Annotated in this window: 24 protein-coding genes and 1 pseudogene; 17 read left to right on the forward strand and 8 right to left on the reverse strand. The window is 65.9% G+C overall.

Going from position 1 to position 23801, the window contains the following annotated elements; translation table 11 throughout:
* Window positions 1-21: 21 nt before the first annotated feature.
* Window positions 22-1137, reverse strand: coding sequence for a DNA-processing protein DprA (dprA, locus tag ACVWW1_RS07910; RefSeq protein ID WP_456655422.1), 1116 nt, complete (start codon window positions 1135-1137; stop codon window positions 22-24).
* Between the two features lie 101 nt (window positions 1138-1238).
* Here dprA and ACVWW1_RS07915 point away from each other — a divergent pair, with 101 nt between their 5' ends.
* Window positions 1239-2477: an amidase gene (locus tag ACVWW1_RS07915; RefSeq protein ID WP_456655423.1), complete on the forward strand. Its 1239-nt coding sequence runs from the start codon at window positions 1239-1241 to the stop codon at window positions 2475-2477.
* A gap of 7 nt (window positions 2478-2484) precedes the next feature.
* Here the strand turns inward: ACVWW1_RS07915 and plsY are convergent, their stop codons facing one another.
* The 3 genes and pseudogenes from plsY to ACVWW1_RS07930 form a co-directional block, all read right to left on the reverse strand.
* Window positions 2485-3081, reverse strand: a complete 597-nt coding sequence (plsY, locus tag ACVWW1_RS07920) for a glycerol-3-phosphate 1-O-acyltransferase PlsY (protein ID WP_207829979.1) — start codon at window positions 3079-3081, stop codon at window positions 2485-2487.
* 226 nt (window positions 3082-3307) lie between these two features.
* Window positions 3308-4609: a dihydroorotase gene (locus tag ACVWW1_RS07925; protein ID WP_456655424.1), complete on the reverse strand. Its 1302-nt coding sequence runs from the start codon at window positions 4607-4609 to the stop codon at window positions 3308-3310.
* A 4-nt stretch (window positions 4610-4613) separates the two neighbouring features.
* Window positions 4614-5568 (reverse strand): annotated as a pseudogene (locus ACVWW1_RS07930) (aspartate carbamoyltransferase catalytic subunit).
* Window positions 5569-5810: 242 nt separating this feature from the next.
* Here ACVWW1_RS07930 and ACVWW1_RS07935 point away from each other — a divergent pair.
* The 7 genes from ACVWW1_RS07935 to ACVWW1_RS07965 all read left to right on the forward strand — a co-directional run bounded on the left by ACVWW1_RS07935 (window position 5811) and on the right by ACVWW1_RS07965 (window position 12520).
* Window positions 5811-6569 (forward strand): M15 family metallopeptidase, encoded by a 759-nt coding sequence (locus tag ACVWW1_RS07935; RefSeq protein ID WP_456655425.1) that lies wholly within the window; start codon window positions 5811-5813, stop codon window positions 6567-6569.
* A gap of 130 nt (window positions 6570-6699) precedes the next feature.
* A complete protein-coding gene (locus ACVWW1_RS07940; RefSeq protein ID WP_207829975.1) occupies window positions 6700-7113 on the forward strand; it encodes a hypothetical protein in 414 nt (137 codons plus the stop codon).
* Window positions 7114-7148: 35 nt separating this feature from the next.
* Window positions 7149-7601, forward strand: coding sequence for a hypothetical protein (locus ACVWW1_RS07945; protein WP_456655426.1), 453 nt, complete (start codon window positions 7149-7151; stop codon window positions 7599-7601).
* 131 nt (window positions 7602-7732) lie between these two features.
* Window positions 7733-9376, forward strand: a complete 1644-nt coding sequence (locus ACVWW1_RS07950) for an acyl-CoA dehydrogenase family protein (RefSeq protein ID WP_456655427.1) — start codon at window positions 7733-7735, stop codon at window positions 9374-9376.
* A gap of 10 nt (window positions 9377-9386) precedes the next feature.
* The gene (locus ACVWW1_RS07955; RefSeq protein ID WP_456655428.1) at window positions 9387-10160 is read left to right on the forward strand and encodes a CPBP family intramembrane glutamic endopeptidase; all 774 of its coding nucleotides are present in this window, start codon (window positions 9387-9389) and stop codon (window positions 10158-10160) included.
* 157 nt (window positions 10161-10317) lie between these two features.
* Window positions 10318-11241, forward strand: coding sequence for a hypothetical protein (locus ACVWW1_RS07960; RefSeq protein ID WP_456655429.1), 924 nt, complete (start codon window positions 10318-10320; stop codon window positions 11239-11241).
* 67 nt (window positions 11242-11308) lie between these two features.
* A complete protein-coding gene (locus ACVWW1_RS07965) occupies window positions 11309-12520 on the forward strand; it encodes an ABC transporter substrate-binding protein (RefSeq protein WP_456655430.1) in 1212 nt (403 codons plus the stop codon).
* A 46-nt stretch (window positions 12521-12566) separates the two neighbouring features.
* On the opposite strand, the gene ACVWW1_RS07970 is transcribed toward ACVWW1_RS07965, so the two are convergent.
* The 3 genes from ACVWW1_RS07970 to ACVWW1_RS07980 all read right to left on the reverse strand — a co-directional run bounded on the left by ACVWW1_RS07970 (window position 12567) and on the right by ACVWW1_RS07980 (window position 15054).
* Window positions 12567-13493 carry an AEC family transporter gene (locus ACVWW1_RS07970; protein ID WP_456655431.1) on the reverse strand — a complete coding sequence of 309 codons (927 nt, stop codon included), beginning with the start codon at window positions 13491-13493 and terminating at the stop codon, window positions 12567-12569.
* A gap of 2 nt (window positions 13494-13495) precedes the next feature.
* The gene (gene ruvX / locus ACVWW1_RS07975; protein ID WP_207829961.1) at window positions 13496-13978 is read right to left on the reverse strand and encodes a Holliday junction resolvase RuvX; all 483 of its coding nucleotides are present in this window, start codon (window positions 13976-13978) and stop codon (window positions 13496-13498) included.
* 185 nt (window positions 13979-14163) lie between these two features.
* Window positions 14164-15054 carry a LysR substrate-binding domain-containing protein gene (locus ACVWW1_RS07980; protein WP_456655432.1) on the reverse strand — a complete coding sequence of 297 codons (891 nt, stop codon included), beginning with the start codon at window positions 15052-15054 and terminating at the stop codon, window positions 14164-14166.
* Window positions 15055-15171: 117 nt separating this feature from the next.
* Between ACVWW1_RS07980 and ACVWW1_RS07985 the strand changes: the two genes are divergently transcribed.
* The 3 genes from ACVWW1_RS07985 to ACVWW1_RS07995 all read left to right on the forward strand — a co-directional run bounded on the left by ACVWW1_RS07985 (window position 15172) and on the right by ACVWW1_RS07995 (window position 17688).
* Complete coding sequence (locus ACVWW1_RS07985; RefSeq protein WP_456655433.1) at window positions 15172-16152, forward strand: NAD(P)H-dependent flavin oxidoreductase; 981 nt, start codon at window positions 15172-15174, stop codon at window positions 16150-16152.
* An 18-nt stretch (window positions 16153-16170) separates the two neighbouring features.
* A complete protein-coding gene (locus ACVWW1_RS07990) occupies window positions 16171-17247 on the forward strand; it encodes an NAD(P)H-dependent flavin oxidoreductase (RefSeq protein WP_456655434.1) in 1077 nt (358 codons plus the stop codon).
* Between the two features lie 126 nt (window positions 17248-17373).
* Complete coding sequence (locus ACVWW1_RS07995; protein WP_456655435.1) at window positions 17374-17688, forward strand: NIPSNAP family protein; 315 nt, start codon at window positions 17374-17376, stop codon at window positions 17686-17688.
* A 29-nt stretch (window positions 17689-17717) separates the two neighbouring features.
* Here the strand turns inward: ACVWW1_RS07995 and ACVWW1_RS08000 are convergent, their stop codons facing one another.
* Window positions 17718-17894, reverse strand: coding sequence for a hypothetical protein (locus tag ACVWW1_RS08000; protein ID WP_456655436.1), 177 nt, complete (start codon window positions 17892-17894; stop codon window positions 17718-17720).
* Between the two features lie 361 nt (window positions 17895-18255).
* Between ACVWW1_RS08000 and gatC the strand changes: the two genes are divergently transcribed.
* The 6 genes from gatC to gatB all read left to right on the forward strand — a co-directional run bounded on the left by gatC (window position 18256) and on the right by gatB (window position 23712).
* Entirely contained in the window at window positions 18256-18543 is a 288-nt protein-coding gene (gatC, locus tag ACVWW1_RS08005) for an Asp-tRNA(Asn)/Glu-tRNA(Gln) amidotransferase subunit GatC (RefSeq protein WP_092114784.1), read from the forward strand.
* 24 nt (window positions 18544-18567) lie between these two features.
* Window positions 18568-18810: a hypothetical protein gene (locus ACVWW1_RS08010; RefSeq protein WP_456655437.1), complete on the forward strand. Its 243-nt coding sequence runs from the start codon at window positions 18568-18570 to the stop codon at window positions 18808-18810.
* Window positions 18807-20282 (forward strand): Asp-tRNA(Asn)/Glu-tRNA(Gln) amidotransferase subunit GatA, encoded by a 1476-nt coding sequence (gatA, locus tag ACVWW1_RS08015; protein WP_456655438.1) that lies wholly within the window; start codon window positions 18807-18809, stop codon window positions 20280-20282. The genes ACVWW1_RS08010 and gatA overlap by 4 nt, the downstream gene beginning before the upstream one ends.
* A 3-nt stretch (window positions 20283-20285) precedes the next feature.
* The gene (locus tag ACVWW1_RS08020) at window positions 20286-20564 is read left to right on the forward strand and encodes a hypothetical protein (protein ID WP_456655439.1); all 279 of its coding nucleotides are present in this window, start codon (window positions 20286-20288) and stop codon (window positions 20562-20564) included.
* A gap of 177 nt (window positions 20565-20741) precedes the next feature.
* Window positions 20742-22103 carry a patatin-like phospholipase family protein gene (locus ACVWW1_RS08025; RefSeq protein ID WP_456656637.1) on the forward strand — a complete coding sequence of 454 codons (1362 nt, stop codon included), beginning with the start codon at window positions 20742-20744 and terminating at the stop codon, window positions 22101-22103.
* Window positions 22104-22221: 118 nt separating this feature from the next.
* On the forward strand, window positions 22222-23712 hold the full coding sequence (gene gatB / locus ACVWW1_RS08030; RefSeq protein WP_456655440.1) for an Asp-tRNA(Asn)/Glu-tRNA(Gln) amidotransferase subunit GatB: 1491 nt from the start codon (window positions 22222-22224) through the stop codon (window positions 23710-23712).
* Window positions 23713-23801: the final 89 nt, after the last annotated feature.

A 23801-nucleotide genomic window follows, 5' to 3' on the forward strand; every position in this document is an offset into this window, starting at 1 on the left:
AGTAAGCCACCAGCCGCCGCGTTAGATCATCGACACCAGCCCCCCGCCGTGACGCTCGAGCCTGCCGGCAAGCTCGAGCTCCAGCAGCACTGCGCGAACGACAGCGGGCGAGACATCGGCCATCCGGATCAGATCGTCGAGGCTGATCGGGCTCGGTCCGAGCAGATTGATGATGCGGGCGCGATCGGACGCATCGGTGGCAAAATCCAGCGGCTCGTCGTCTTCGCGCGCGGACAGCATGACGGGCCGCTCCATGATCGGCGTGACCGCGCTGATCACGTCGGCGGCTTCGGTGACCAGCGTGGCGCCTTGCTTGATCAAATCGTTGGCGCCGGCGGCGCGCGGATCGATCGGCGAGCCCGGCACCGCGAACACCTCGCGGCCCTGTTCGGCGGCCATCCGTGCCGTGATCAGCGAGCCCGAGCGGTGCGCGGCCTCCACCACCACGACGCCGAGCGATGCGCCCGAGATCAGCCGGTTGCGGCGGGGGAAGTCGCGCGCCCGTGGCACGTGGCCGAGCGGCATCTCCGAGATCGCCGCGCCGCGCGCGAGCAGGGCGGCCAGCAGATCCTCGTGCTCCGGCGGGTAGATCCTATCGTGGCCGCCGGCCAGCACGGCGACCGTGCCGCTTGCAATCGTCGCGCGATGCGCCGCCTGGTCGATGCCGCGGGCAAGGCCGGAGATCACGACAAAGCCGGCGTCGCCGAGATCGCGCGCCAGCTGGCCTGCGAATTTCAGCCCGGCGCCGGACGCATTGCGCGAGCCGACGATCGCGATCATCGGCCGCATCAGCGTATCGCGCGCGCCGCGCACGCCGAGCAGCGGCGGCGCGTCGTCGATGGTGGCAAGCCGCGCCGGATAGTGGGCCTCCTCCGGTGCGACGAGATCGATGCCGAACTTGGCGCAGGCCGCGAGCTCCGCGGCCGCATCGGCCTCGCTCGCGATGCGCCCGGGTCCCGATGCGCCGCCGCGGCGCGCGAGATCGGGCAGGCGCTCCAGCGCATGCGCCGCATCGCCAAAATGGCGGAGCAGCGATGCAAAGGTGCGCGGGCCGACATTGTCGGAGCGGATCAACCGCAGGCGGTTGAGCCGTTCCGTGTCGGTGAGTTCAGTGGTGCTGGGTGACCGGTCATGCATGCGGGGTGTAGCTTCGCCCAACCTGGGATTGTGATCAACCGCGACATTGGCGGACTAGGCGTGACGCGCTACAAGCGGTCGCCAATTCGAGGAAGCCGCCCATGATCTCACTTGCCGACCTCCAAGCGCGTATCGAACAGGGCGCGCTGTCGCCTGAAGCGGCCATCAGCCAATCGCTGCAGGCGATCGATGCGCAGGAGAAGACGATCGGCGCCTTCGTCCGCCACGACACGAAGGCGCGTGCGCAGGATGCCGGGCCGCTGCGCGGGATTGCGGTCGGCATCAAGGACATCATCGATACTGCCGGTTTCCCGACCGAGATGGGGGCTGCGATCTACCGCGGCTATCAGCCGCGCGCCGATGCGCCTGTGGTGATGGCGTTGAAGAAGGGCGGCGCGACCATTGTCGGCAAGACCACGACGACGGCGTTCGCGGCGAACGATCCGACCGCAACGCTCAATCCGCACAATCACGCGCACACGCCGGGCGGCTCGTCGTCGGGCTCGGCGGCCGCGGTCGCCGCCGGGATGATCCCGCTGGCATTGGGCACGCAGACCGGCGGATCGGTGATCCGGCCGGCCTCGTTCTGCGGCGTCGCCGCGATCAAGCCGAGCTACCGGCTGCTGCCGACCGTCGGGGTGAAGTGCTTCTCCTGGACGCTCGATACCGTCGGGCTGTTCGGCGCCGGCGTGCGCGATGTCGCGCTGGGGCTGGCTGCGATGACCAGGCGTCCTGAGCTTGTCGTGCCGTCCGAGGTCGCGGCACCGCGCATCGGCGTCGTGACGCAGGCATTTGCCGGCGCGCCCGAACTATCCGGCGCGGAGGCGTTGCAGAAGGCGGCGCGGGCGGCGGAGCGGGCGGGCGCAACCGTGCGCGAGCTTGCGATGCCTGAGGTCATCGCCGAGGCGTGGCGGATTCATCCGGTGGTGCAGGAGTTCGAGGCGCATCAGTCGTTCGCCTGGGAATACGGCCAGAACTACGATGCGATGCCGCCGCTGCTGCGCGGCCGGCTCGACGAGAGCAAGGGCGGCACGCCCGCCGAATATGATGCGGCGATGGACGTCACGCTGCGCGCGCGGCAGGCGCTGGCCGCGATTTTTGGCGAGGTCGATGTGCTGCTGACGCTGTCGGCGCCGGGCGCCGCGCCGAACGGCTTGGCCTCGACCGGCGATCCCCGTTACAACCGGCTCTGGACGCTGATGGGCGTGCCCTGCGTCAACGTGCCGACGCTGATCGCCGAGGGCGGATTGCCGGTCGGCGTGACCGTGATCGCGGGCTTTGGCAGCGATGCAAAGGCGTTGGCGGCGGCGAGCTTTGTCGAGGACGCGCTGAAGCGGTAGCGACGCGCTACTTCTTCTCGCCGATCTTGCCTTCGGTGCCGGCCTGCAGCCGCTTGATGTTCTCGCGGTGCATGTAGAACAACAGCAGCGTCAGCACGGCGAACAGCGAGGCGAGCGCGTTGTGGCCGAACCACCACAGGAACAGCGGCGTCACGAACGCGGCGACGAGCGCCGATAGCGACGAGTAGCGCGTGGTGGTGGCGGTGCCGATCCAGATCACGGCAAAGATCAGCGCCGCGGGCCAGAACAGGCCGAGCAGCACGCCGATATAGGTCGCGACGCCCTTGCCGCCGCGGAATCTGAGCCAGACCGGGAATAGGTGGCCGAGGAATGCGCCGAGCGCCGCCAGCATTGCCGCGTTCGGGCCGTCGATCGAGCCCGCGATGATGACGGCGACGGTGCCCTTGAGCATGTCGCCGATCAGCGTCGCCGCGGCGAGGCCCTTGTGGCCGGTGCGTAGCACGTTGGTGGCGCCGATATTGCCGGAGCCGATGGTGCGCAGATCCTGCGTGCCGGCGAGCCTGGTGAGGATCATGCCGAACGGGATCGAGCCCAGGAGATAGCCGATCAGGAAGGCGGCGAGCAGCAGCGCGTCAGCAGACATCGCGGTGGTTCCCTGGACGGTCGATCCGGTCCATTTCTGGTAATCCCGTCAATGAAATATTAACCATCAATCCGCACCATGGCCTTGGAAATGAGGGAGCTTATCATGGCTTCTGTTCGCAGGCGGCTGGAGCAGGTTTTCTTTGTGGTTTACGTCGCGGCCATCGTCGTTGGAACGACGATGGAAGCGATGTCGCAACTCGCGGTACGCTGAGTTCCACGCCAATTCAGACGTGTTCGTACACCGTCCGTCCGCCGACGATCGTCCGCGTCACGCGGCCCGAGAAGCGGGCGTCGTCGAACGGCGTATTCTTGCACAGCGATTTGAGATCGTCGCGATCGAGCACCCAGGGGGTGTCGGCGTCGATCACGATCACATCGGCGGGGGCCCCGGCGCGCAGCGTGCCGCCGGGCAGGCCGAGCAGTTCCGCCGGCCGCGTCGACATCGCCCGGATCAGCGTCTTGAACTCCATCTCGCCATTGTGGATCAGCCGCAGCGCCGCCGGCAGCATGGTCTGCAGGCCGACCGCGCCGCTCGCCGCTTCCGCGAACGGCAGCCGCTTGACCTCGACGTCCTGCGGATTGTGATCGCTCATCACGACGTCGATCAGGCCGGAGGCGAGGGCTGCGACCAGCGCCCTGCGGTCCTCCTCGGTGCGCAGCGGCGGCGCCAGCTTGAGGAAGGTGCGGTAGGGGCCGATGTCGTTCTCGTTCAGCGTCACGTGGTTGATCGAGACCGAGGCCGAGACGTTGAGGCCGTTATCGCGGGCACGCTTGAGGATTTCCAGCGACTCGATCGAGGTCAGCGAGGCCGCGTGATAGCGGCCGCCGGTCAGCGCCGCGAGCCGCATGTCGCGCTCGAGCATGATCGACTCGGCGGCGGTCGGAATCCCGGCGAGGCCGAGCCGCGTGGCGAACTCGCCCTCGTTCATCACGCCTTCGCCCACCAGATGCGGGTCCTCGGTGTGATGCACGATCAGCGCGTCGAAATCGCGGGCGTAGGTCAACGCGCGCCGCATCACCTGGGCATTGGTGACGCTGCGGTCGCCATCGGTGAAGGCGACGGCGCCGGCGGCCTTCAACAGGCCGATCTCGGTCATCTCCAGGCCCTGCATGCCCTTGGTCAGCGCCGCCATCGGGTGGATGTTGACGATCGCGGTGTCGCGGGCGCGGCGCAGCACGAAGTCGACGGTCGCCGAATTGTCGATCGCCGGCGAGGTGTCGGGCTGGCAGATGATGGTGGTGATGCCGCCGGCGGCCGCGGCCTGGCTGGCGGATGCAAAGGTCTCGCGGTGGCTGGCTCCGGGCTCGCCGACGAAGGCGCGCATGTCGATCAGGCCGGGGGCCACGATCTTGCCGGCGCAATTGACGATGTCGGTGCCTTCGGGGACGCCGGCGGCTCCGATGCCGCGCTTGGCGTCACGGATCACGCCGTCCGCGATCAGGACGTCGCCCGGACCGTCGAAGTCGCGGGACGGATCGATGACGCGGGCGTTGGCGAGCAGGATGGGGCGGCGGTCAGTCAGCATGGCGTCACGCGTTCGGCAGGTTGCGGGCGAGCGCTTCGAGCACTGCCATGCGCACCGCCACACCCATTTCGACTTGTTCACGGATCAGCGACTGTGCGCCGTCGGCGACGAACGTGTCGATCTCGACACCGCGGTTCATCGGGCCGGGATGCATCACCAGCGCATCGGGCTTGGCGTAAGCGAGCTTCTTCTGGTCGAGGCCGAAATAGTGGAAATACTCCTGGCTCGAAGGCACGAAGGAACCGTTCATGCGCTCGCGCTGCAGCCGCAGCATCATCACGATGTCGGCGCCATTCAGCCCTTCGCGCATGTCGCGCGCGACCTCGACGCCCATCCGCTCGATGCCGCGCGGCAGCAGCGTGGAGGGGCCCACCACGCGGACGCGGGCGCCCATGGTGTTGAGCAGGAAGATGTTGGAACGCGCCACGCGCGGAATGCAGCACGTCGCCGCAGATCGCGATCGTCAGCCCCTCGAGCCGGCCCTTGTTGCGCCGGATCGTCAGCGCGTCGAGCAGCGCCTGGGTCGGGTGCTCGTGGGCACCGTCGCCGGCGTTGATCACGGAACCGTCAACCTTGCGCGCCAGCAGCTCGACCGCACCGGAGGCGTGGTGGCGCACCACCAGGATGTCCGGGTGCATCGCGTTCAGCGTCACCGCGGTGTCCATCAAGGTCTCGCCCTTGCGGGTCGACATCGATGACACCGACATGTTCATGACGTCGGCGCCCAGGCGTTTTCCGGCGATCTCGAACGAGGACTGGGTCCGGGTCGAGGCCTCGAAGAACAGGTTGATCTGGGTGCGGCCGCGCAGACTGGCGCGTTTCTTGTCGACCTGGCGGTTGAGCTCGACATACTCCTCGGAGAGGTCGAGCAGGCCCGTGATGTCGTCAGCGGAAAGGCCTTCGATGCCCAGCAGATGCCGGTGACCGAGGACAAAAGTCGATTTTAATGATGGGGTCATTAAAGCGAGAGCTATAGGCGCGGATGGCCGGTGGGGCAAGCGCGAAGAGGGCCCGGAGGAGTTTTCCCCGAGTAAGATGGGGCTGGGTTTGTCCGCCATCATGCCCGGGCCTATTGCAAGCTGTCCGCGCCTTGCTTTTGCTGGTCTTTCCGGAACAAGACGTGGACGACCGGGCTTCGCCGGAGCGGAGGCGAGGTGATGCCTTGGACGGCCATGCAGCCGGGACAGCGGAGCGAGGACTCGTGAAAATTGCCGTGATCGCACTGCTGGCCATCGAGTTGATCTCAGGGTCGATCTCGTCTGCCTTCGCTCAGAGCCTGCCCGGCGACTTCGTGTTCCTCCGCGACATCGATCCGACCATCATCCAGGACATCCGCTACGCGACCTCCAATAATTTCATGGGGCGGCCGATCGCGGGCTACGGCGCGGCGGAATGCGTGGTGAAGCGGGAGGTGGGGCTGCGGCTCAAGGCCGTGCAGCAGGAACTGGCGCGGCAAAGCCTGTCGCTGAAAATGTTCGATTGCTACCGGCCGGCCCGCGCGGTTGCCGACATGGTGGCGTGGTCGAGGAACGGCAAGGAGACCGCCGCCGAGCGACGCTACAACCCGGCCTTCTCGAAGGCCGATCTGTTCCGCCTCGGCTATATCGCCACCCATTCCGGGCATTCGACCGGCGCCGCGGTCGATCTTACGCTGGTCGATCTTCGCGCCGACAATTCGCGCAAGTTCGATCCGGCCAACGACTATGCCGACTGCACCGCGCCGGTCGCAGCGCGCGCCCCGGAGGGCAGCGTCGACATGGGCACCGGCTACGACTGCTCTGATGCGAAGGGCCATACTGCCTCAGCGGCGATCTCGCCGGCGCAGCGACGCTGGCGCAACCTTCTGGTCGCGGCGATGGCCCGGCAGGGGTTTGCCAACTATTCAAAGGAATGGTGGCACTTCTCGCTGCCGGGGGCCGGCGGGGCGGCCTATGATTTCCCGATCACCCGGGCGCGCTAGTGCAGGATTTTCTTCAAATCCGGGGCATTTTCGCAAGACAAGGCTTGCCATCGCAAAAGTAGCCGAATGCACGTTCAACACTCCTTAATTGTGGCCGGATGAAGTGCGGCCATTTACGGGAGCACGAAGCATGCGTTTCGGAGCCATTGCCATTATTGTCGTCGGCGCTGCCGGCATTGCGATCTACGACCAATACGACAAGAGCGCGAATTACCAGCGCGTCGATGCGCGCATCAGCGGCGTCAGCGAGCAGTGCTATCTGGAAAAGGTCGAGCGCGGCGTCATCACCAAGACGACGTGGACCTCCGACCTGACCCGTTGCGAAATCGCCGAGCTGCTGCGCAAGGAGCACCCGAAGTGGCAGGGCTATGACCTGAAGCACAAGATCGAGGTGAAGGTCGTGTATGTCTCGCCGGTCGACGGCGCCACGCACCAGTCGAGCCTGCAGATGTCCTACTTCCCCAACGGCAAGCCGCTGCGGGCAGGGGACGTGTTTCCGGTGCTGGCCTCCAAGAGTAAGGCGGAGAAGACGCGCACGATCTGACCGTCACCGCGGTCCGGAAGGATGGGAGTTCGACCATGCGTCTGGGGCTCTACGGCATCATCGCGATCGGCGTTGCCGGGTTCTATGTCTACGGCGAGCTCGACAAGCGGGTGAACTTCCGGCCGATCGACGCGCGCGTCAGCAGCGTCAAGGAGCAATGCTACATGGAGAAGACCGAGGGCAATCGGAGCTCGACCTCCGATCTGTTGCCGTGCGAGCTTGTCGAGCTTCTGGCGCGTCACCATCCGAAATGGCAGGGCGCCGACATCAAGCGCAAGATCGAGATCCGGTTTGCCTACATCTCTCCGGTGGACGGCGCCGCGCATGAATCGAACCTGCAATTGGCTGAATATCCCGATAACCGGCAACTGAACAGCGGCGACATCTTTCCGGTCCAGGCGTCCAGGAGGGAGGCGAACCGGACCCGCGCCAACGACTGGGTCGACCGCTGGCTCGGCCGCCATGTGCCGAAGCAGGGAAGCATCTAGCGGACGTGTACTTTTCGCTGCCCCGCGCCGGCTCGCAGGCTTATGATCCGCCGATTCCAGTTACGGCGCTGCCGCCGCCAAAGACCGTTGTCCGGGCATCGCGCGCAGAGCGACCAATCGCCGGGGAGACCATGACGCAGGCTCCGTTCGCCACCCACGACGTCCTCAACCAGTCGCCGCCCTTTGAGGACATCGACCTCTTCACGGCGGACGCGCCACTCGTCGCGGCCGTCGTCGCCAACGGCGGGGCGGCAGCCAGCGCAGAGCTGTCGGATTTCGGCAAGCATTGGGGATCGGCCGTCATGGCGGAGCGCGGCCGGGTCGCCAACGAGAACACGCCGAAACTGCGAACCTTCGATGCCAGGGGCAATCGCCGCGACGAGGTCGAGTTTCATCCGGCCTATCACGAGCTGATGGCGCACTCGGCCCATGCCGGCGTGCACAACTCGACCTGGACCGCCGACGGCAAGCCGGCTGGCGGGGCGGCCGAGGTGGTGCGCGCGGCGAGGTTCTATATCGCGTCCCAGGTCGAGACCGGTCATCTCTGCCCGATCACGATGACGCGCGCCTCGGTCGCGGCGCTGGCCTCGCAGCCGGACATTCTGGCGAAGACGATGCCGGTCATCTCAACGCGCGCCTATGACCCGGGCTTTGCGCCGTGGTGGACCAAGCGCGGCATGACGCTCGGCATGGGCATGACGGAAAAGCAGGGCGGCACCGATGTGCGCGCCAACATGACGCGCGCCGAGCGCGACGGCGGCGCCTGGCGCATCACCGGGCACAAATGGTTCATGTCGGCGCCGATGTGCGACGCGTTTCTCGTGCTGGCGCAAACCAGGGATGGCCTGAGCTGCTTCTTCATGCCGCGCTTTGCGCCCGACGGCACGGTCAATGCGATCCACTTCCAGCGGCTGAAGGACAAGCTCGGCAACCGCTCCAATGCCTCCTCGGAGGTGGAATTCCACGGCGCCCATGCCGAATTGATCGGCGAGGAGGGCAAGGGCATCCGCACCATCATCCAGATGGTGCAGTTGACGCGGCAGGATTGTGCGATCGCCTCCACCGGCCTGATGCGCTCGGGGTTGGCGCACGCGCTCAATCATGCGCGGCACCGCAGCGTATTCCAGAAGCATCTTGCCGACCAGCCGCTGATGCAGGCGGTGCTGTCGGACATGGCGCTGCATGTCGAGGCGTCGATCGCGCTGGTGATGCGGCTCTGCCGCGCCTTCGATCGCGCGCCAACCGATACGGGCGAGGCCGCCTATATGCGGCTGCTGACGCCGGCGATCAAATACTGGACCTGCAAGAGCGCACCCGGCTTCCTCTACGAGGCGATGGAGTGCCTCGGCGGCAATGGTTATGTCGAGGAGGGCATTCTGGCGCGCCATTACCGGGAGTCGCCGGTCAACGCGATCTGGGAAGGCTCAGGCAACGTGATGTGCCTCGACGTGTTGCGCGCGCTCGGCCGCGAGGCCGATGCCGCGCTCGCTGTGCTGCGTACGCTCGCCGACGAGACCAGGGGCCTGCCGGGCGCCGCTGAGGCTATTGCGTCGATCGGACAATCGTTCCGCCGCCCGGACAGCGAGCGCATCGCACGGCTTGCAGTCGAGAAGCTGGCGCTCTTGGCTGCCACCGCGGTGCTCAACCAGTTCTCGCCGAAAAATGCCGAACTGTTCGCGGCGACACGGCTTGCCGAACGCCACGCCGGCATGTACGGCGCTGTGGACCTCTCCGATGCCGATCAGCGCGCGCTGCTGGCGCGGGCGCTGCCATGAAGGTTATCTGATGGACGCACTCAATCCCGATACTCCGCCGACCACCATCGAACCGCCGCCACGTCCCCCTCGGGTGTGGAGGTTCTGGGGCACCTCGCTGTGGGGCCTTCTGATCTTCGCCGCGATGTTCCTCGGCCAGGTTGCCGTGATCGTCTACCGCATCATTGCGCAGGGCGGCGAACTGTCGGCGGCCGGCATCACCCATGTGGTCGCCGACGGTCTGACGATCTCGCTCTCGGTCCTCGCGGGCCTGCCGATGGTGCTCCTGGTGCTGTGGTTCGCGATCCGCCGCACCGGGATCCCGTTCGCCGATTACCTCGGGCTGCGCGGGACGTCGTGGAAGAACGTGATCATCGGCGTCGTCGCACTCGGTGTGCTGGTCGGCGCCTGGGACATGGTATCCCGCGCGGCCGGCCGCGAGGTGACGCCGGGCTTCATGGGCGACGTGCTGAAATCGGCACAGGAGCACAGCGCGCTGTGGCTTCTGGTGATCGCCTTCGCCGTGGCCGCGCCGCTCTGGGAAGAACTGTTCGCGCGCGGCTGGCTCTATCGCGGCTGGTCGGAGACCTCGCTCGGCCCCTATGGCGCGATCCTGCTGTCGTCGATCGTCTGGACCGTGATGCACTTGCAGTACGACTGGTTCTTCCTCTGTGAGGTGCTGTCGATCGGGTTCCTGTTCGGCTATTTGCGCTTCCGCACCGGCTCGACCTGGCTCACCATCCTGCTGCACGGGCTGAACAATTTTGCGGCGACGCTCCAGACCTGGTGGCTGGCGGGATCGTAGACGGTCTCTCTCCGCCCTCATTGCGAGGAGCGAAGCGACGAAGCAATCCATGTCTCAGCGAACGGAGAGATCGATTGCTTCGCTTCGCTTGCAATGACGGGGATATAATAAGGGCGCTCCTCCAGTAAGCGTGCGCGTTTCGGAAAATGGACGATTGATGTCTAATCAAACCCCCGACGCGTTCAACGCGCACATGCTGACCTATCGCCACCATCTTCATCGCTTGAATCGCGTCTTGGCGGAGGAGTACATAAGCCAGCACAGTCATTACCTGTCGATGGCCGTCGATGAGTTGGCCAAGGCGGCCCCCGTTGCCCTTGCCATCGCAGATCTTCACGATGCGATCCGCCGATCGCCCGCGAGAAATTTCTGGCCGATGATCCGCGAAGCAAAAGGTGCGCTCTACATTCGATCAACCGATGCTGGCCAGGAGTGCCCTTGGCCATGGCGGCGAACGCACGGCGGCAACATGCGCTACGATTTGCCGGGGTATCTGCTGTTCTCGCCGTTTCCCCCAAATTTCTGTCGCATGGTGGATGGTGGCCTGAGACATCTTCAAAAATTGGCGAAGCGCGTGCGAGACCTGACGAGCGAGGCTGATGTTTGGGTTCCAGTGCTTGCTGCAGCGATTTTTTGGAGCACGCTCGGGGCGAAGCACCTCATTCCCAAGATGAAGGCGTTCCAAGGTTTTGCGACGCCCGAAAGCAAGGCGGCCTTGGATCGGTGGTCCGATGAACAACAGCCGGATTCGCGAGTCACGCTGCGGATTTCGCAAGGGACGCTTGTGTATACTGACGGCTCAGAACGTTGCGAGATTGCAATCTCTGATGCGCTGAGTATGCCGCTCCGTGTCCCCACGGTGCCTGATCGTTTCGAAGAAAAAGCATTGGGTCCGGGCTGGAGAGCGCCGCTATTTGTGATGGCGCGCCTAAAGCCCGACCGCGGCAATCACGATCGGCATCGTGATCGCGACGAAGATCGTCTGCAGCGTGATGATGCGGAACCCGTAGCGGCGCGTCGCCGTCCGCTCAGGAGGTTGACAGACGGGATGCCAATGCCCCCTTCGAGTGCTATGATCTAGATCAATGAACGAGCGCGGGCCGGACCGAAACCAGGCAGCGGCGGCTGCCATCGTGCGAGCTCTTGTCATGGCTAGGTTAATCCGAACGCTCCTGGCCAGCGTCGTCGCGCTGGCGTCCCTCGGCGCCATCACGCAGCAGGTGCGCGACCAGGGCGTAACCGACACCGAAATCCGGATCGGCAATCTGATGCCGTATAGCGGCACGCTGGAAATCTTCGGTCAGATCGGCAAGGCGGAAGCCGCGTATTTTGACATGATCAACGAACGCGGCGGCATTAATGGCCGCAAGATCCGCTTCATGTCCTACGACGATCTGTCGGATGTTTCCAACGCCATGGACCTCACGCGCATTCTCGTCGAGACCGACAATGTGCTCTTGATGTTCGGTTCGTTCGGCACGCCGGAGAATCTCGCCGTGCGGAAGTATCTCAACGAACGGCAGGTCCCCCAGCTTTTTGTTGCCTCCGGCGATCAGGACCTCAGCGAGCCCTCGGTCTATCCGTGGACCATGGGCTGGCAGCCCTCATACCGCGAGGAGGGGCGCATCTATGCCAATTACATCCAGGCGTTCTATCCTGGAAAGAAGATCGTGGCGCTTTGGGAGAATGACCAGTTTGGCCGGGAATTGTTCAAGGGATTGGTGCAGGGGCTGGGTGACGTCGCCCACAACATCAGGGTCGACATCGCCTATGATGTCGATGACCAGCATCTGGACGGCCACATCTCGATCCTGAAGCAATCGGGCGCCGAGGTCTTTGTGTTTGCCGGAGTGCCGGAAAATGCCACCAAGGTGATCCGGGCCGCGGCCGAGCACGGCTGGCGGCCGGTGTTCGTCGTGAACCAGATGGCGTCATCGATCGAGACGGTGCTCAAGCCGGCCGGCACGGAGAATGCGACCGGCGTCATCACCGCCGCCTTCCTGAAGGATGCGAGCGATCCGGCCTGGAGGGAAGATCAGGGCGCCTGGCGCAGCTTCCTCGACAAGTATACGAAAGCCGGCGGCAAGGACGACGCTGCCGCAGTCTACGGCTATGCCGCCGCCGAAACGATGGTCCAGGTGCTCAGGCAATGCGGCAACGATCTGTCACGCGAAAACGTCATGAAGCAGGCTGCGGCGCTCAGGGATTATCAGGCATCCGCCTTGCTCCCCGGCATCAAGATCAACACCGCGCAGTTCCGACCGGTGGAGCAGTTGCGGTTGCTGCAGTTTGATGGCCGCAGCTGGCAGCCGATCGGTGAGGTGCTTGATACGGCGTTCACCGGTTCGTCCGGAAAATAGCGACGATCAGCGCAACGAGCCGGCCAGCGCAAGCGCATGCCGCGTGCTACGGCCCAACGGCGGCGATCACGATCGGCATCGTGATCGCGGCCAAAATCGTCTGCAGTGTGATGATCTGGGCGAGCAGCGGCGCGTCGCCGCCCATCTGGCGCGCCAGCACATAGGCTGACGGCGAGGTCGGCACCGCGGCGCAGGCCGCGACGATGGCGAGGTTGGCGCCGGTGACGCCGAACCACACCGCGAGCGCGACGGTCAGGACGGGCATTGCGACCAGCTTCAGGACCAGCGCGATACTGGCGGCGAGGCTGGGGCGGAAGATGCCTTTCAGATGCAGTCCGGCGCCGGTCACGAGCAGGCCGATCGCGAGCGACGAGCCGCCGAGCGCGTCGGCGACGTCGTGCCAGATCTTCGGCAGCGGGACATGCGTGACGTTGATGGCGAGCCCGATGACGCAGGCCCAGATCAGCGGGTTCTTCACCACAGTCATCACGATGGCGCCCGCGGAGCGCTTCCCGGATGAGGCATATTTCGCCAGCACGGCGACGCTGAAGACGTTGACCAGCGGGATGATCGCGACCATCGCGACCGAGGCCAGCGCAAGTCCGACCTTGCCATAGAGATTGCCAGACACCGACAGCCCGACATAGGTCTGCCAGCGGGTGGCGCCCTGGAAGATCGAGGAGAAGGCGGGGCCGTCGACCCCGGCGCGGGCGAGCGGGCCGCGCAGCGCAAGACACAGCAGGCACATCACGAGCGCGGCGAGCAGCAACGCGCCGCCGACGCCCGCCACCGGCACCTTGGTCAGATCGGCCTTCACCAGCGTCTGTACCAAAAGCACCGGGAACAGCACGTAGTAGGTGAGCTGTTCCAGCCCATGCCATTGGGTGTCGAGCCGCATCAGCGTGCGTCTCAGGACGAAACCGAGCACGATCAGCAAAAACACCGGCAACAGCGCCGCGATCACCACGGCCATCGTCAGCGGTCTCCGCGCAGCTTCGCCAGCCGGTCCAGCGCGCCCTGCAGGATGAAGATCGCGGCGTGCTCGTCGATCACCTCGGCGCGGCGGGCGCGGCTGACGTCCATCCCGATCAGCTCACGTTCGACGGCCGCGGTCGACAGCCGTTCGTCCCACAGCCCGATCGCAAGCGCAGTGAGGCCTGCGAGGTTGCGGGCAAAGGCCCGGGTCGATTGCGCGCGCGGGCCTTCGCTGCCGTCCATGTTGATCGGCAGGCCCAGCACAAAGCCGACAGCGTTGCGCTCGGCTGCGATCGTGAACAGCCGTGCGGCGTCGGCCTTGAACTGCTTGCGATGGATGGTCTCGACGCCGGTCGCGAGCCGCCGGTACGGATCGGAGACGGCAACGCCGATGGTCTTGGTGCCGAGGTCGAGGCCAACCAGCGCGCCCCGGTCAGGCCAGTGCGGCGCGGCTTCGATCAGGGGAAGGATGGGGGCGGGCATGGCGCTAGCGCTTAGCACGCACCTGCGCGCCGAGGCAAAGCTCTTGCTTCACCTCTCCCCATTGGGGAGAGGTCGAATTGCGAAGCAATTCGGGTGAGGGGCTGCGCTCCATCGAGGGACCGTAACCCCTCACCCGGCGCGATGCGCCGACCTCTCCCGATGGGAGAGGTAAGATTGAAGTCGCCTCACGCGGCGATCACCCGATCGTCGCCGCCAAGGCACGCCGCAAGTCCCTGCAACGCGCTGTATTGATGTGCGGTGCGGCGCTGGATGAACAGCGTCTCGACATGCGCGTGCTGTGGACTAAGCTTGTGGATCTTGACGTCGCGCTGGACGTGGTCGCGCTCGACCACCGCGCGCGGCAGCAAAGTGACGCCCATGTCGGCGGCGACGCAGCCGACCATGCCGTCGAGCGTGCCGAGCTCGAAGCGGGCGGCGGACGGCCAGCCGAACTCGGTGAACACCTGTTCGAGGCGTTGCCGGTAGGTGCAGCCGGTGCGGAACACGAGCGCGGTCGGGCCCGACTCCGGCGTGCCGGCGCGCAAGGCCGCGAGCGATTTCCAACGCTGCGCGGTGACGAGCACCAGTTCTTCGGTAAAGGCTGATGTCGCTGACAGTTCGGCGTGCTCGATCGGACCGGCGACAAAGGCGCCATCGAGCGAGCCGTCGAGCACGGCGGCGACGAGATCGGCGGTCGGCGCGGTGCGCAAGGTCAGGCGCACCGCCGGATAGCGGCGATGAAACTCGGCAAGCAGCGTCGGCAGCCGCACCGCGGCTGTCGTCTCCATCGATCCGATCGACAGCGGCCCCTTCGGCTCGCCATCGTCGCGCGCGGCGAGCACCGCTTCGCGCGACAACGCCGCCATGCGCTGCGCATAGGGCAACAGGCGGCGGCCGGCGCCGGTCAACGACATGCCGCGGCTGTGCCGCTCGAACAGCGCAGTGCCGATCTCGGCCTCCAGCGCCTTGATGCGCTGGGTGACGTTGGACTGCACGGTGTTCAGCTCGTCGGCGGCCCGGGTGATGCCGCCGAGCCGGGCGACCGTGGAAAAGGTGAGCAGGTCGGTCAATTCCATCTGGGACCACCGTTTCATTTTAGAGATGGTAACGTTCTCTAGTATTCATTTTCCGAGAATGTTAGGCCCGCTTAGGCTGCGAGTCCAGAACAGCAAGTCCAGAACAGGGAGCAACGCATGCCGATCGGCACCGAATTGACGGCTCGTCTGGGCATCGCGCATCCGATCCTGCTGGCGCCGATGGCGATGATCACGGCCAGCCGGCTGGTGATGGCGGTGAGCGACGCGGGCGGCCTCGGCATTCTGGGCGGCGGCTATGGAGATCGGGCCTGGCTCGAGGTGGAGACTGCGGTGCTCAGCGGATATCACCGCCCGTTCGGGATCGGTTTCATCACCTGGAGCCTCGCCAGGCAGCCCGAGCTGATCGATATCGCACTGGAGGCGCGGCCGCGCGCGGTAATGCTGTCATTCGGCGATCCCGCGCCGTTCGCGGCCAAGATCAAGGCTGCGGGCGCGCTTCTGATCTGCCAGGTGCAAAGTGAGGACATGGCGCAGCAAGCGCTCGATTGCGGCGCCGACATCCTGATTGCGCAGGGCACGGAGGCAGGCGGTCACGGCGCCTCGCGCACCACGCTGGACATCGTGCCTGCGATCATCGATTTCGCGGCAGGGCGCGTCCCGGTCGTCGCAGCCGGCGGCATCGCGGATGGCCGCGGCCTCGCAGCGATGATGATGCTCGGCGCATCCGGCGTGCTGATGGGAACGCGCTTCTATGCCAGCGTCGAAGCCGACGCGCCCGAGCGGGCGAAGCAGCTGATCTGCGCGGCGAAGAGCGGCGAAACGGTGCGCGGCGTGGTGTTCGACTGGTCGCGCAAGCTGATGTGGCCGGCGCCATTCACCGCGCGCTCGCTCTCCAACGACCATCTGCGGCGCTGGAGCGGCCGCGAGATCGAGCTGATGCAACGCGCGGACGAGATCGCGGAGGAATACGCCGCCGCGAGGGCCGCGGCTAATTTCGACGTTGCCGCGGTGTTCGCCGGCGAGTCCGTCGGGCTGATCCATGATATCGTTCCCGCGGCCGAGATCATCGGCCGTATCGTCGCCGAGGCCGAGCAGTCGCTGCGGGGCCGGCGCAACTCTCTTTCCTCTTTGTCCTGAACAAGCGCGAGACAGACCATGTGGCCGGACCGTCGATTGATCGATCGTTTCAAGACCGAATTCCCGATCGTGCTGGCGCCGATGGCCGGCGTGATGGATGCGGAGCTTGTGATTGCGGTGGCGCAGGGCGGCGGGCTCGGCTCGCTGCCATGTGCGATGCTCTCGGCCGAGAAGGCGCGTGAGCAGGTCAAGATCATCCGCCAGCGCGTGTCCGCGCCGGTCAACCTCAACTTCTTCTGCCACAAGGCGGTCGACGCCGATCCGGCACGCGAGGCGCAATGGCGGCAGCGGCTGGGGCCTTACTATCGCGAACACGGCCTCGATCCGGATGCGCCGATCAGCGCGGCGAACCGCGCGCCATTCGACGCGGCATTCTGCGCCGTGGTCGAGGAGCTGAAGCCCGAGGTCGTCAGCTTCCATTTCGGCCTGCCGGAGCCAAAACTGTTGCAGCGGGTGAAGGCCGCGGGCGCCATCGTGATGTCGTCGGCGACGACAGTGAAGGAAGCGATCTGGCTCGAGGAGAACGGTGCCGACGTCGTCATCGCGCAAGGCGCCGACGCCGGCGGCCATCGCGCCATGTTCCTGACCGATGATATCGCCGAGCAGCCCGGCACGTTCTCGCTGCTGCCGCAGGTGGTCGATGCGGTGAAGGTGCCGGTCGTCGCGGCCGGTGGCATCGCCGACGGACGCGGGATCGCCGCGGCCTTTGCGCTCGGCGCATCCGGTGTGCAGATCGGCACGGCGTTCTTGCGCTGTCCGGAATCCAAGGTCAGCGCGGCGGGCCGCGTGGCGCTGGCGCAAGCGAGCGATGAATCGACCGTCATCACCAATGTGATGACCGGCCGCCCGGCGCGGGGTGTCGCCAACCGCGTGATGCGCGAGGTCGGCCCGATCTCACCGGACGCGCCGGCGTTTCCGCACGCGGCGACCGCCCTCGGGCCGCTGAAGGTGGCTGCCGAAAAACAGGGCAAGGTCGATTTCACCAATCTCTGGGCCGGGCAGGCGGTGCGGATGGGCAAGGAGATGCCGGCCGCCGAGCTGACCCGCGCGCTGGCCGGCGCCGCGCTGGCGCGGATGGGCAAGATGGCGGGCTGATTTCACCTCCGCCAGCGCAATTTCGGTGGATGCCCAGGACTGCCGCCTCGGATTTCCGGCTATGGAGAGGCGGCAGTTCACTTGTCGCATCACTTGGCCCACCACCTGGCGCAGGAGCACCACGGCATGATCACCTGTTATCTGCGATACGAAGTCCGCGCGGACAAGCTCGCCGAATTCGAGGCCTATGGTGCGATGTGGCTGGAACTGGTGCCGCGGTTTGGCGGCATTCATCACGGCTATTTCCTGCCTTCCGAGGGAGCAAGCGACGTCGCGTTGGCAATTTTCAGCTTTCCGAGCCTTGCAGCCTACGAACAGTACCGCAAGGATTCAGCGCTCGATCCGGACGTTCAGAAGGCGATCGCCTTCGCGAGGGAGACACGCTGCTTCGTCCGCTATGAGCGGTCGTTCTTTCGGCCATTGCTGCCGAAGCCGACCTAGCCGACCGTGGCAGGCCGGATAGCCCTCTCTCAGGCCTGACGCGCGGGCTCGCTCCGGTTGATCTCCAGGTGCTCGGTCGCGAGCCTGCGATAATGCGCGGCCATTTCCTTGTAATGTTGCCGGGAGATCGGATCCGCGGCGCTCTCGGCGCGGCGCTCGAACATCTCGGCCTTTTCCTGCAGAGCTTTTGCCTGGGACATGGCCATCGTTCGCCTCGCTCAGACCAGACAGGCCACGTAGAGGATCGCGATCCCCAGCACCGTGCCGATCGACCACAGGGCGGGATCCCAGCCCTCCGACCGGGGGCGGCGTTCCAGCGTTTGCATGACGCACTCCGAACTTTTCTATTTGGAGCGAGTAGGCGCCCTGAATGTTTCGCCACCACTTCGTGGCAGCCGCAAAGTGGTTTCGTCGCAGGCTTTTGCGGCCTGAATGCGCGCCGGAATGTCTCGCCCGGGTGCCCGGCAGGGTGCCGAAGCCCCGGGGCTGAGGGATTCGCGCGGTTGCGGCGCAAAACCGGCCTCTGCTATACGGCGGGCTGACCTTTCAGCCCCGAGGCCCTATATAATGTCCGTCGACGCCACGACCGTCCGCCGCATCGCGCATCTGGCGCGGATTGCGGTCAGCGACGCCGAAGTTCCCCATCTCCAGGGCGAGCTGAACGCAATGCTGGCCTTTGTCGAGCAGCTGTCGGAGGTGAATATCGACGGCGTCGAGCCGATGACCTCGGTGACGCCGATGGAGATGAAGAAGCGCGCCGACGTGGTCAATGACGGCGAGATCGCCGACGACATCGTCCGCAATGCGCCCGATACGACCAACCATTTCTTCCTGGTGCCGAAGGTGGTCGAGTAGTTTCTCTGTTCTGGGACGATGGCGATGTGTCTGCTCTGCGACGATGAGAAGGCCTACAAGGCCTATATGGACTTCCTCGATGCGATGGAGCGCAAGGGGAAGGTCGCCGACCCCAATGCGGCGATGGACGCGGTGCTCGACCATCTCGAGGCGCTCGATGCCGCCCGCGCCAGGGAAAATGCCCAGAGAAATATGAGCCCCCGGCAAGACGATCCCGCCAACGACAAGACCCTGTCTCCGTTCTTCTGCAGCCCGATCAATAAATGACCGATTTGACATCGCTGACGATCGCCGACGCCCGCGAGGGCCTGGCGAGCAAGTCTTTCACCGCCCGCGAACTGACTGACGCGCATCTTGCCGCCATCGAGGCCGCGCGCGTGCTCAATGCCTATGTCCTCGAGACGCCGGACCGCGCCCGCGAGATGGCCAGGGCGGCCGACGAGAAAATTGCCAAAGGCGAGGGTGGCCCGCTGGCCGGCATCCCACTCGGCATCAAGGACCTGTTCGCGACCCGCGATATCCGAACCACCGCATGCTCCAAGATCCTCGGCAATTTCATTCCGCCCTACGAGTCGACGGTGACCTCGCAGCTGTGGCGCGACGGCGCGGTGCTGCTCGGCAAGCTCAACAATGACGAGTTCGCGATGGGCTCGTCGAACGAGACCTCGTGCTTCGGCCCGGTCACCAACCCGTGGCGGCGCGAAGGGTCCAACACCACGCTGGTGCCGGGCGGCTCGTCCGGCGGCTCGGCGTCGGCCGTGGCGGCACTGCTCTGCATGGGCGCGACCGCGACCGACACCGGCGGCTCGATCCGCCAGCCGGCGGCGTTCACCGCGACCGTCGGCATCAAGCCGACCTACGGCCGCTGCTCGCGCTGGGGCATCGTGGCGTTTGCATCCTCGCTCGACCAGGCCGGCCCGATCGCGCGCACGACACGCGACGCCGCGATCCTGATGCGCTCGATGGCCGGTCACGATCCCAAGGACACCACGTCAGTCGACATCGCGGTGCCGGATTACGAGGCCGCGATCGGCAAGTCCGTGAAGGGCACGAAGATCGGCATTCCCAGGGAGTATCGGCTCGACGGCATGCCGGCCGAGATCGAAAAACTCTGGAGCGAGGGCGCGCAGTGGCTGGAGGCGGCCGGCGCGGAGCTCGTCGAGGTGTCGCTGCCGCACACCAAATACGCGCTGCCGGCTTATTACATCGTTGCGCCGGCGGAGGCCTCATCGAACCTCGCGCGCTATGACGGCGTGCGCTACGGGCTGCGCGAGCCGGCCAAGAACATCATCGAGATGTACGAGAACTCCCGCGCCGACGGCTTCGGCGACGAGGTACGCCGCCGCGTGCTGATCGGCACCTATGTGCTCTCGGCCGGTTACTACGATGCCTATTATCTGCGTGCGCAGAAGGTGCGGACGCTGATCAAGAAGGACTTTGAAGACTGCTTCGCCAAGGGCGTGCATGCGATCCTGACGCCGGCGACGCCGTCGGCGGCGTTCGGCATCGGCGAGAAGGGCGGCGCCGATCCGGTCGAGATGTATCTCAACGACATCTTCACGGTGACCGTAAACATGGCCGGCCTGCCGGGCATCGCCGTGCCCGCGGGCAAGGACACGCAAGGCCTGCCGCTCGGCCTGCAACTGATCGGCCGTCCGTTCGACGAGGAGACGCTGTTCTCGCTCGGCGCGGTGATCGAACAGGCGGCCGGCCGGTTCGCGGCGCCCAAATGGTGGTGAGCGATGGCGGATTTCCGCGCCAGTCTCGCTGACACTGCGCCTGATGCGGCGCTGTCGCCGCCGCTCGCGGCGTTATGGTGGGCGAGGAAGGGCGATTGGGATCAGGCGCACAAGATCGTGCAGGACGAGGGCGACGCAAATTCGGCCTGGGTGCATGCCTATCTGCATCGCGTCGAGGGCGATCTCGGCAATGCCGGCTACTGGTATCGCCGGGCCGGCCAACCCGTCGCGAGCGATACTGTTGAGGCCGAGTGGGAGCGGATCGTCTCCGCGCTGGTCTGAAATACCGGTGCCAAGTGCGGTGTCTTGTGCGGTGTCTTGGCACCGCGAGCATTAACCCTGTTTCGGCCGCCATGCCGCCGCCCAGATTGGCCGTGATAGGCTGGTGGAACCGGGCGGGGGCCAGCGGCAAAGAGAGTATTCGTGCGTGGGTCGGGCATAGGGGGATGGCTGTCAGCGTTGCTGGTGGCTGCGGTGGCGGTGGGCCTGGCCGGCTGCGCAACCGTCTACAATCTCCCGGGCAATGTGCCGCTCGGCGCCGCGGCTGCCGACACCAACGGTGTCAGCGATATTCCGGCTTATGAAGACGATCTGCTGCTTGCGCTGTCGTTCTCCGGCGGCGGCACGCGCGCGGCGGCGTTTTCGTTCGGCGTGCTGGAGGAGCTCGACCGTGTGCGCTCCAGCGCCGCCGGCACCAAGACGCTGCTCGACCGCGTCGACTTCGTCTCCGGCGTCTCCGGCGGATCGGTCACCGCGGCCTATTTCGGATTGAAGCGGCGTGCGGCGCTCGACGATTTCCGCGAGCGTTTCCTGCTGCGCAATGCCGAGGAGGGACTGAAAACCAGGATCTCGCTCGGCAATATCGGGCGCGCGCTGGGCGGCGGCGTCAACGACAGCCAGTTCACCGACTGGCTCGATCAAAACCTGTTCGACGGCGCGCGGTTCGAGGCATTGCCGGACGACCGCCGGCCGCGGGTGTGGATCAACGCGTCCGACATCTACAACCGCACGCCGTTCGTGTTCGGCAAGACGTCGTTCGATGCGCTGTGCAGCGACATCCGCTCCTATCGTGTCGCCGAAGCGGTGGCGGCGTCCGCCGCGGTGCCGTTGGCCTTCGCCCCGATCGTGCTGCAAACCTATCCCGGCGGCTGCGCGGCGCCGCTGCCGTCCTGGCTCGATCGGGTGCGCAACGATCCGAACGCGCAGCCGCTGCTGCGCTCCTATGCCGAGGCCCAGGCGCGTTACCGCGGCGGCTCGATGCGCTACGTCAAGCTGCTCGATGGCGGCCTCGTCGACAATTACGGCTTGTCGGGGCTGAGCATCGGCCTGCTTGCCGCGCAACGTCCCTACGAGCCGCTGAGCGAACGGCAGGCGGCCAAGCTCAGGCGCATCCTGTTCCTGGTGGTCGATGCCGGCCGCGGCATCTCCGGCGATTTCGTGCAGACGCTCGAAGGGCCGAGTGGTGTCGAGCTGGTGTCCGCGGCCGCCGACACCGCGATCGATGCCAGCGTGCGCTCGAGCTACGCCGCCTTCACGTCGCTCGCCAACGACTGGTCCGGCAAGTTGAAGCACTGGCGCTGCGGCCTGTCGGCGGCGGATCGCGCCAGGCTCGGCGTCGGCGCCGGCTGGAAGTGCGGCGACGTCGCGATCTATGTCGAGCGGCTCGGCTTCGACCGGCTCGGACCGGAGCGCGCCGGCATCCTGAACGCCATCCCGACGCGGCTTTCGCTGCCGCCGGAGCAGGTCGACCAGCTGACCACCGGCGGCGCGGACGCGCTGCGCTCGAGCAAGGCCTACCAGCAGTTCCGGCGCGGTCTCTGATCTCCGCCCCGATGCGCCGGTACGGGCTGCAAGGGGACTGCAAGGCGGCTTGACTGGCGCGATCGGTTGCGCGAAGCCCAATCCATCCCAGATATCACTTGTCCGGAAACCGAGATCCATGACCGCATCTGCCGCCCCTCACAAGCTAATCAAGAGCGCCACCGGCGATTGGGAGGTCGTGATCGGCATGGAGGTCCATGCCCAGGTCACCTCGAACGCGAAGCTGTTCTCTGGCGCGTCGACCGCGTTCGGCGGCGAGCCCAACTCCCACGTCTCGCTGGTCGATGCCGCGATGCCGGGCATGCTGCCCGTGATCAACGAGGAGTGCGTCCGCCAGGCGGTGCGCACCGGTCTCGGGCTGAATGCGCAGGTCAACCTGCGCTCGGTGTTCGACCGCAAGAACTATTTCTATCCGGACTCGCCGCAGGGCTACCAGATCAGCCAGTACAAGTCGCCGATCGTCGGCGAGGGCGAGGTGGTGCTCGAGCTCGATGGCGGCCGCAGCGTCACGATCGGGATCGAGCGGCTGCATCTGGAACAGGACGCCGGCAAGTTGCTGCACGATCAGTCGCCGACGATGTCCTATGTCGACCTCAACCGCTGCGGGGTCGCGCTGATGGAGATCGTCTCCAAGCCCGACATCCGCGATGCCGAGCAGGCCAAGGCCTACGTCACCAAGCTGCGCTCGATCCTGCGCTACCTCGGCACCTGCGACGGCGACATGGAGAAGGGCAATCTGCGCGCCGACGTCAACGTCTCGGTGCGCCGTTACGGCGAGACCGCGCTTGGCACCCGCTGCGAGATCAAGAACATGAACTCGATCAACTTCATCGGCCAGGCGATCGAGTACGAGGCGCGGCGCCAGATCGAGATCATCGAGGACGGCGGCTCGATCGACCAGGAAACCCGGCTGTTCGACCCCCCGAACAAGGGCGAGACGCGTTCGATGCGCTCCAAGGAAGAGGCGCACGACTACCGTTACTTCCCCGATCCCGATCTGCTGCCGCTCGAATTCAGCCAGGCCTTCGTCGACGAACTCAAGGCGCAGCTGCCGGAACTGCCGGACGAGAAGAAGTCCCGTTTTATTACGGGCTTCGGCCTGTCGCCCTATGATGCGAGCGTGCTGGTCGCCGAGCGCGAGAGCGCGGAGTTCTACGAGGCGGTGCTCGCTCGTCTCGCCGACAAAGCGCGCGACGGCAAGCTTGCCGCCAACTGGGTGATCAACGAGCTGTTCGGCCGTCTCAACAAGGAAGGTGTCGCGATCGCAGCCTCGCCGATGTCGGCGGAGCAACTTGCTGCGATCGTCGATCTGATCGGCGAGGGAGCGATTTCCGGCAAGATCGCCAAGGACTTGTTTGAGATCGTCTGGCGGGAGGGGGGCGATCCGCGCGCGCTCGTCGAGGCGCGCGGCATGAAGCAGGTCACCGACCTCGGCGCGATCGAAAAGGTGGTCGACGACATCATCGCGGCCAATCCCGACAAGGTCGAGCAGGCGAAGGCGAAGCCAGCAGCCCTTCAATGGTTCGTCGGTCAGGTGATGAAGTCGTCGGGCGGCAAGGCGAACCCGAAGGCGGTCAACGAGCTCTTGAAGTCCAAGCTCGGCGTCTAAACGAACAGGACAATGATGTTGTCCTTGGCGCATGATCCAGTCGGATCATGCTCCCGCGCCGTCGCGCGCGCGTGAACGCGGCGTGATCT

This window comes from Bradyrhizobium sp. JR3.5, assembly GCF_054057015.1.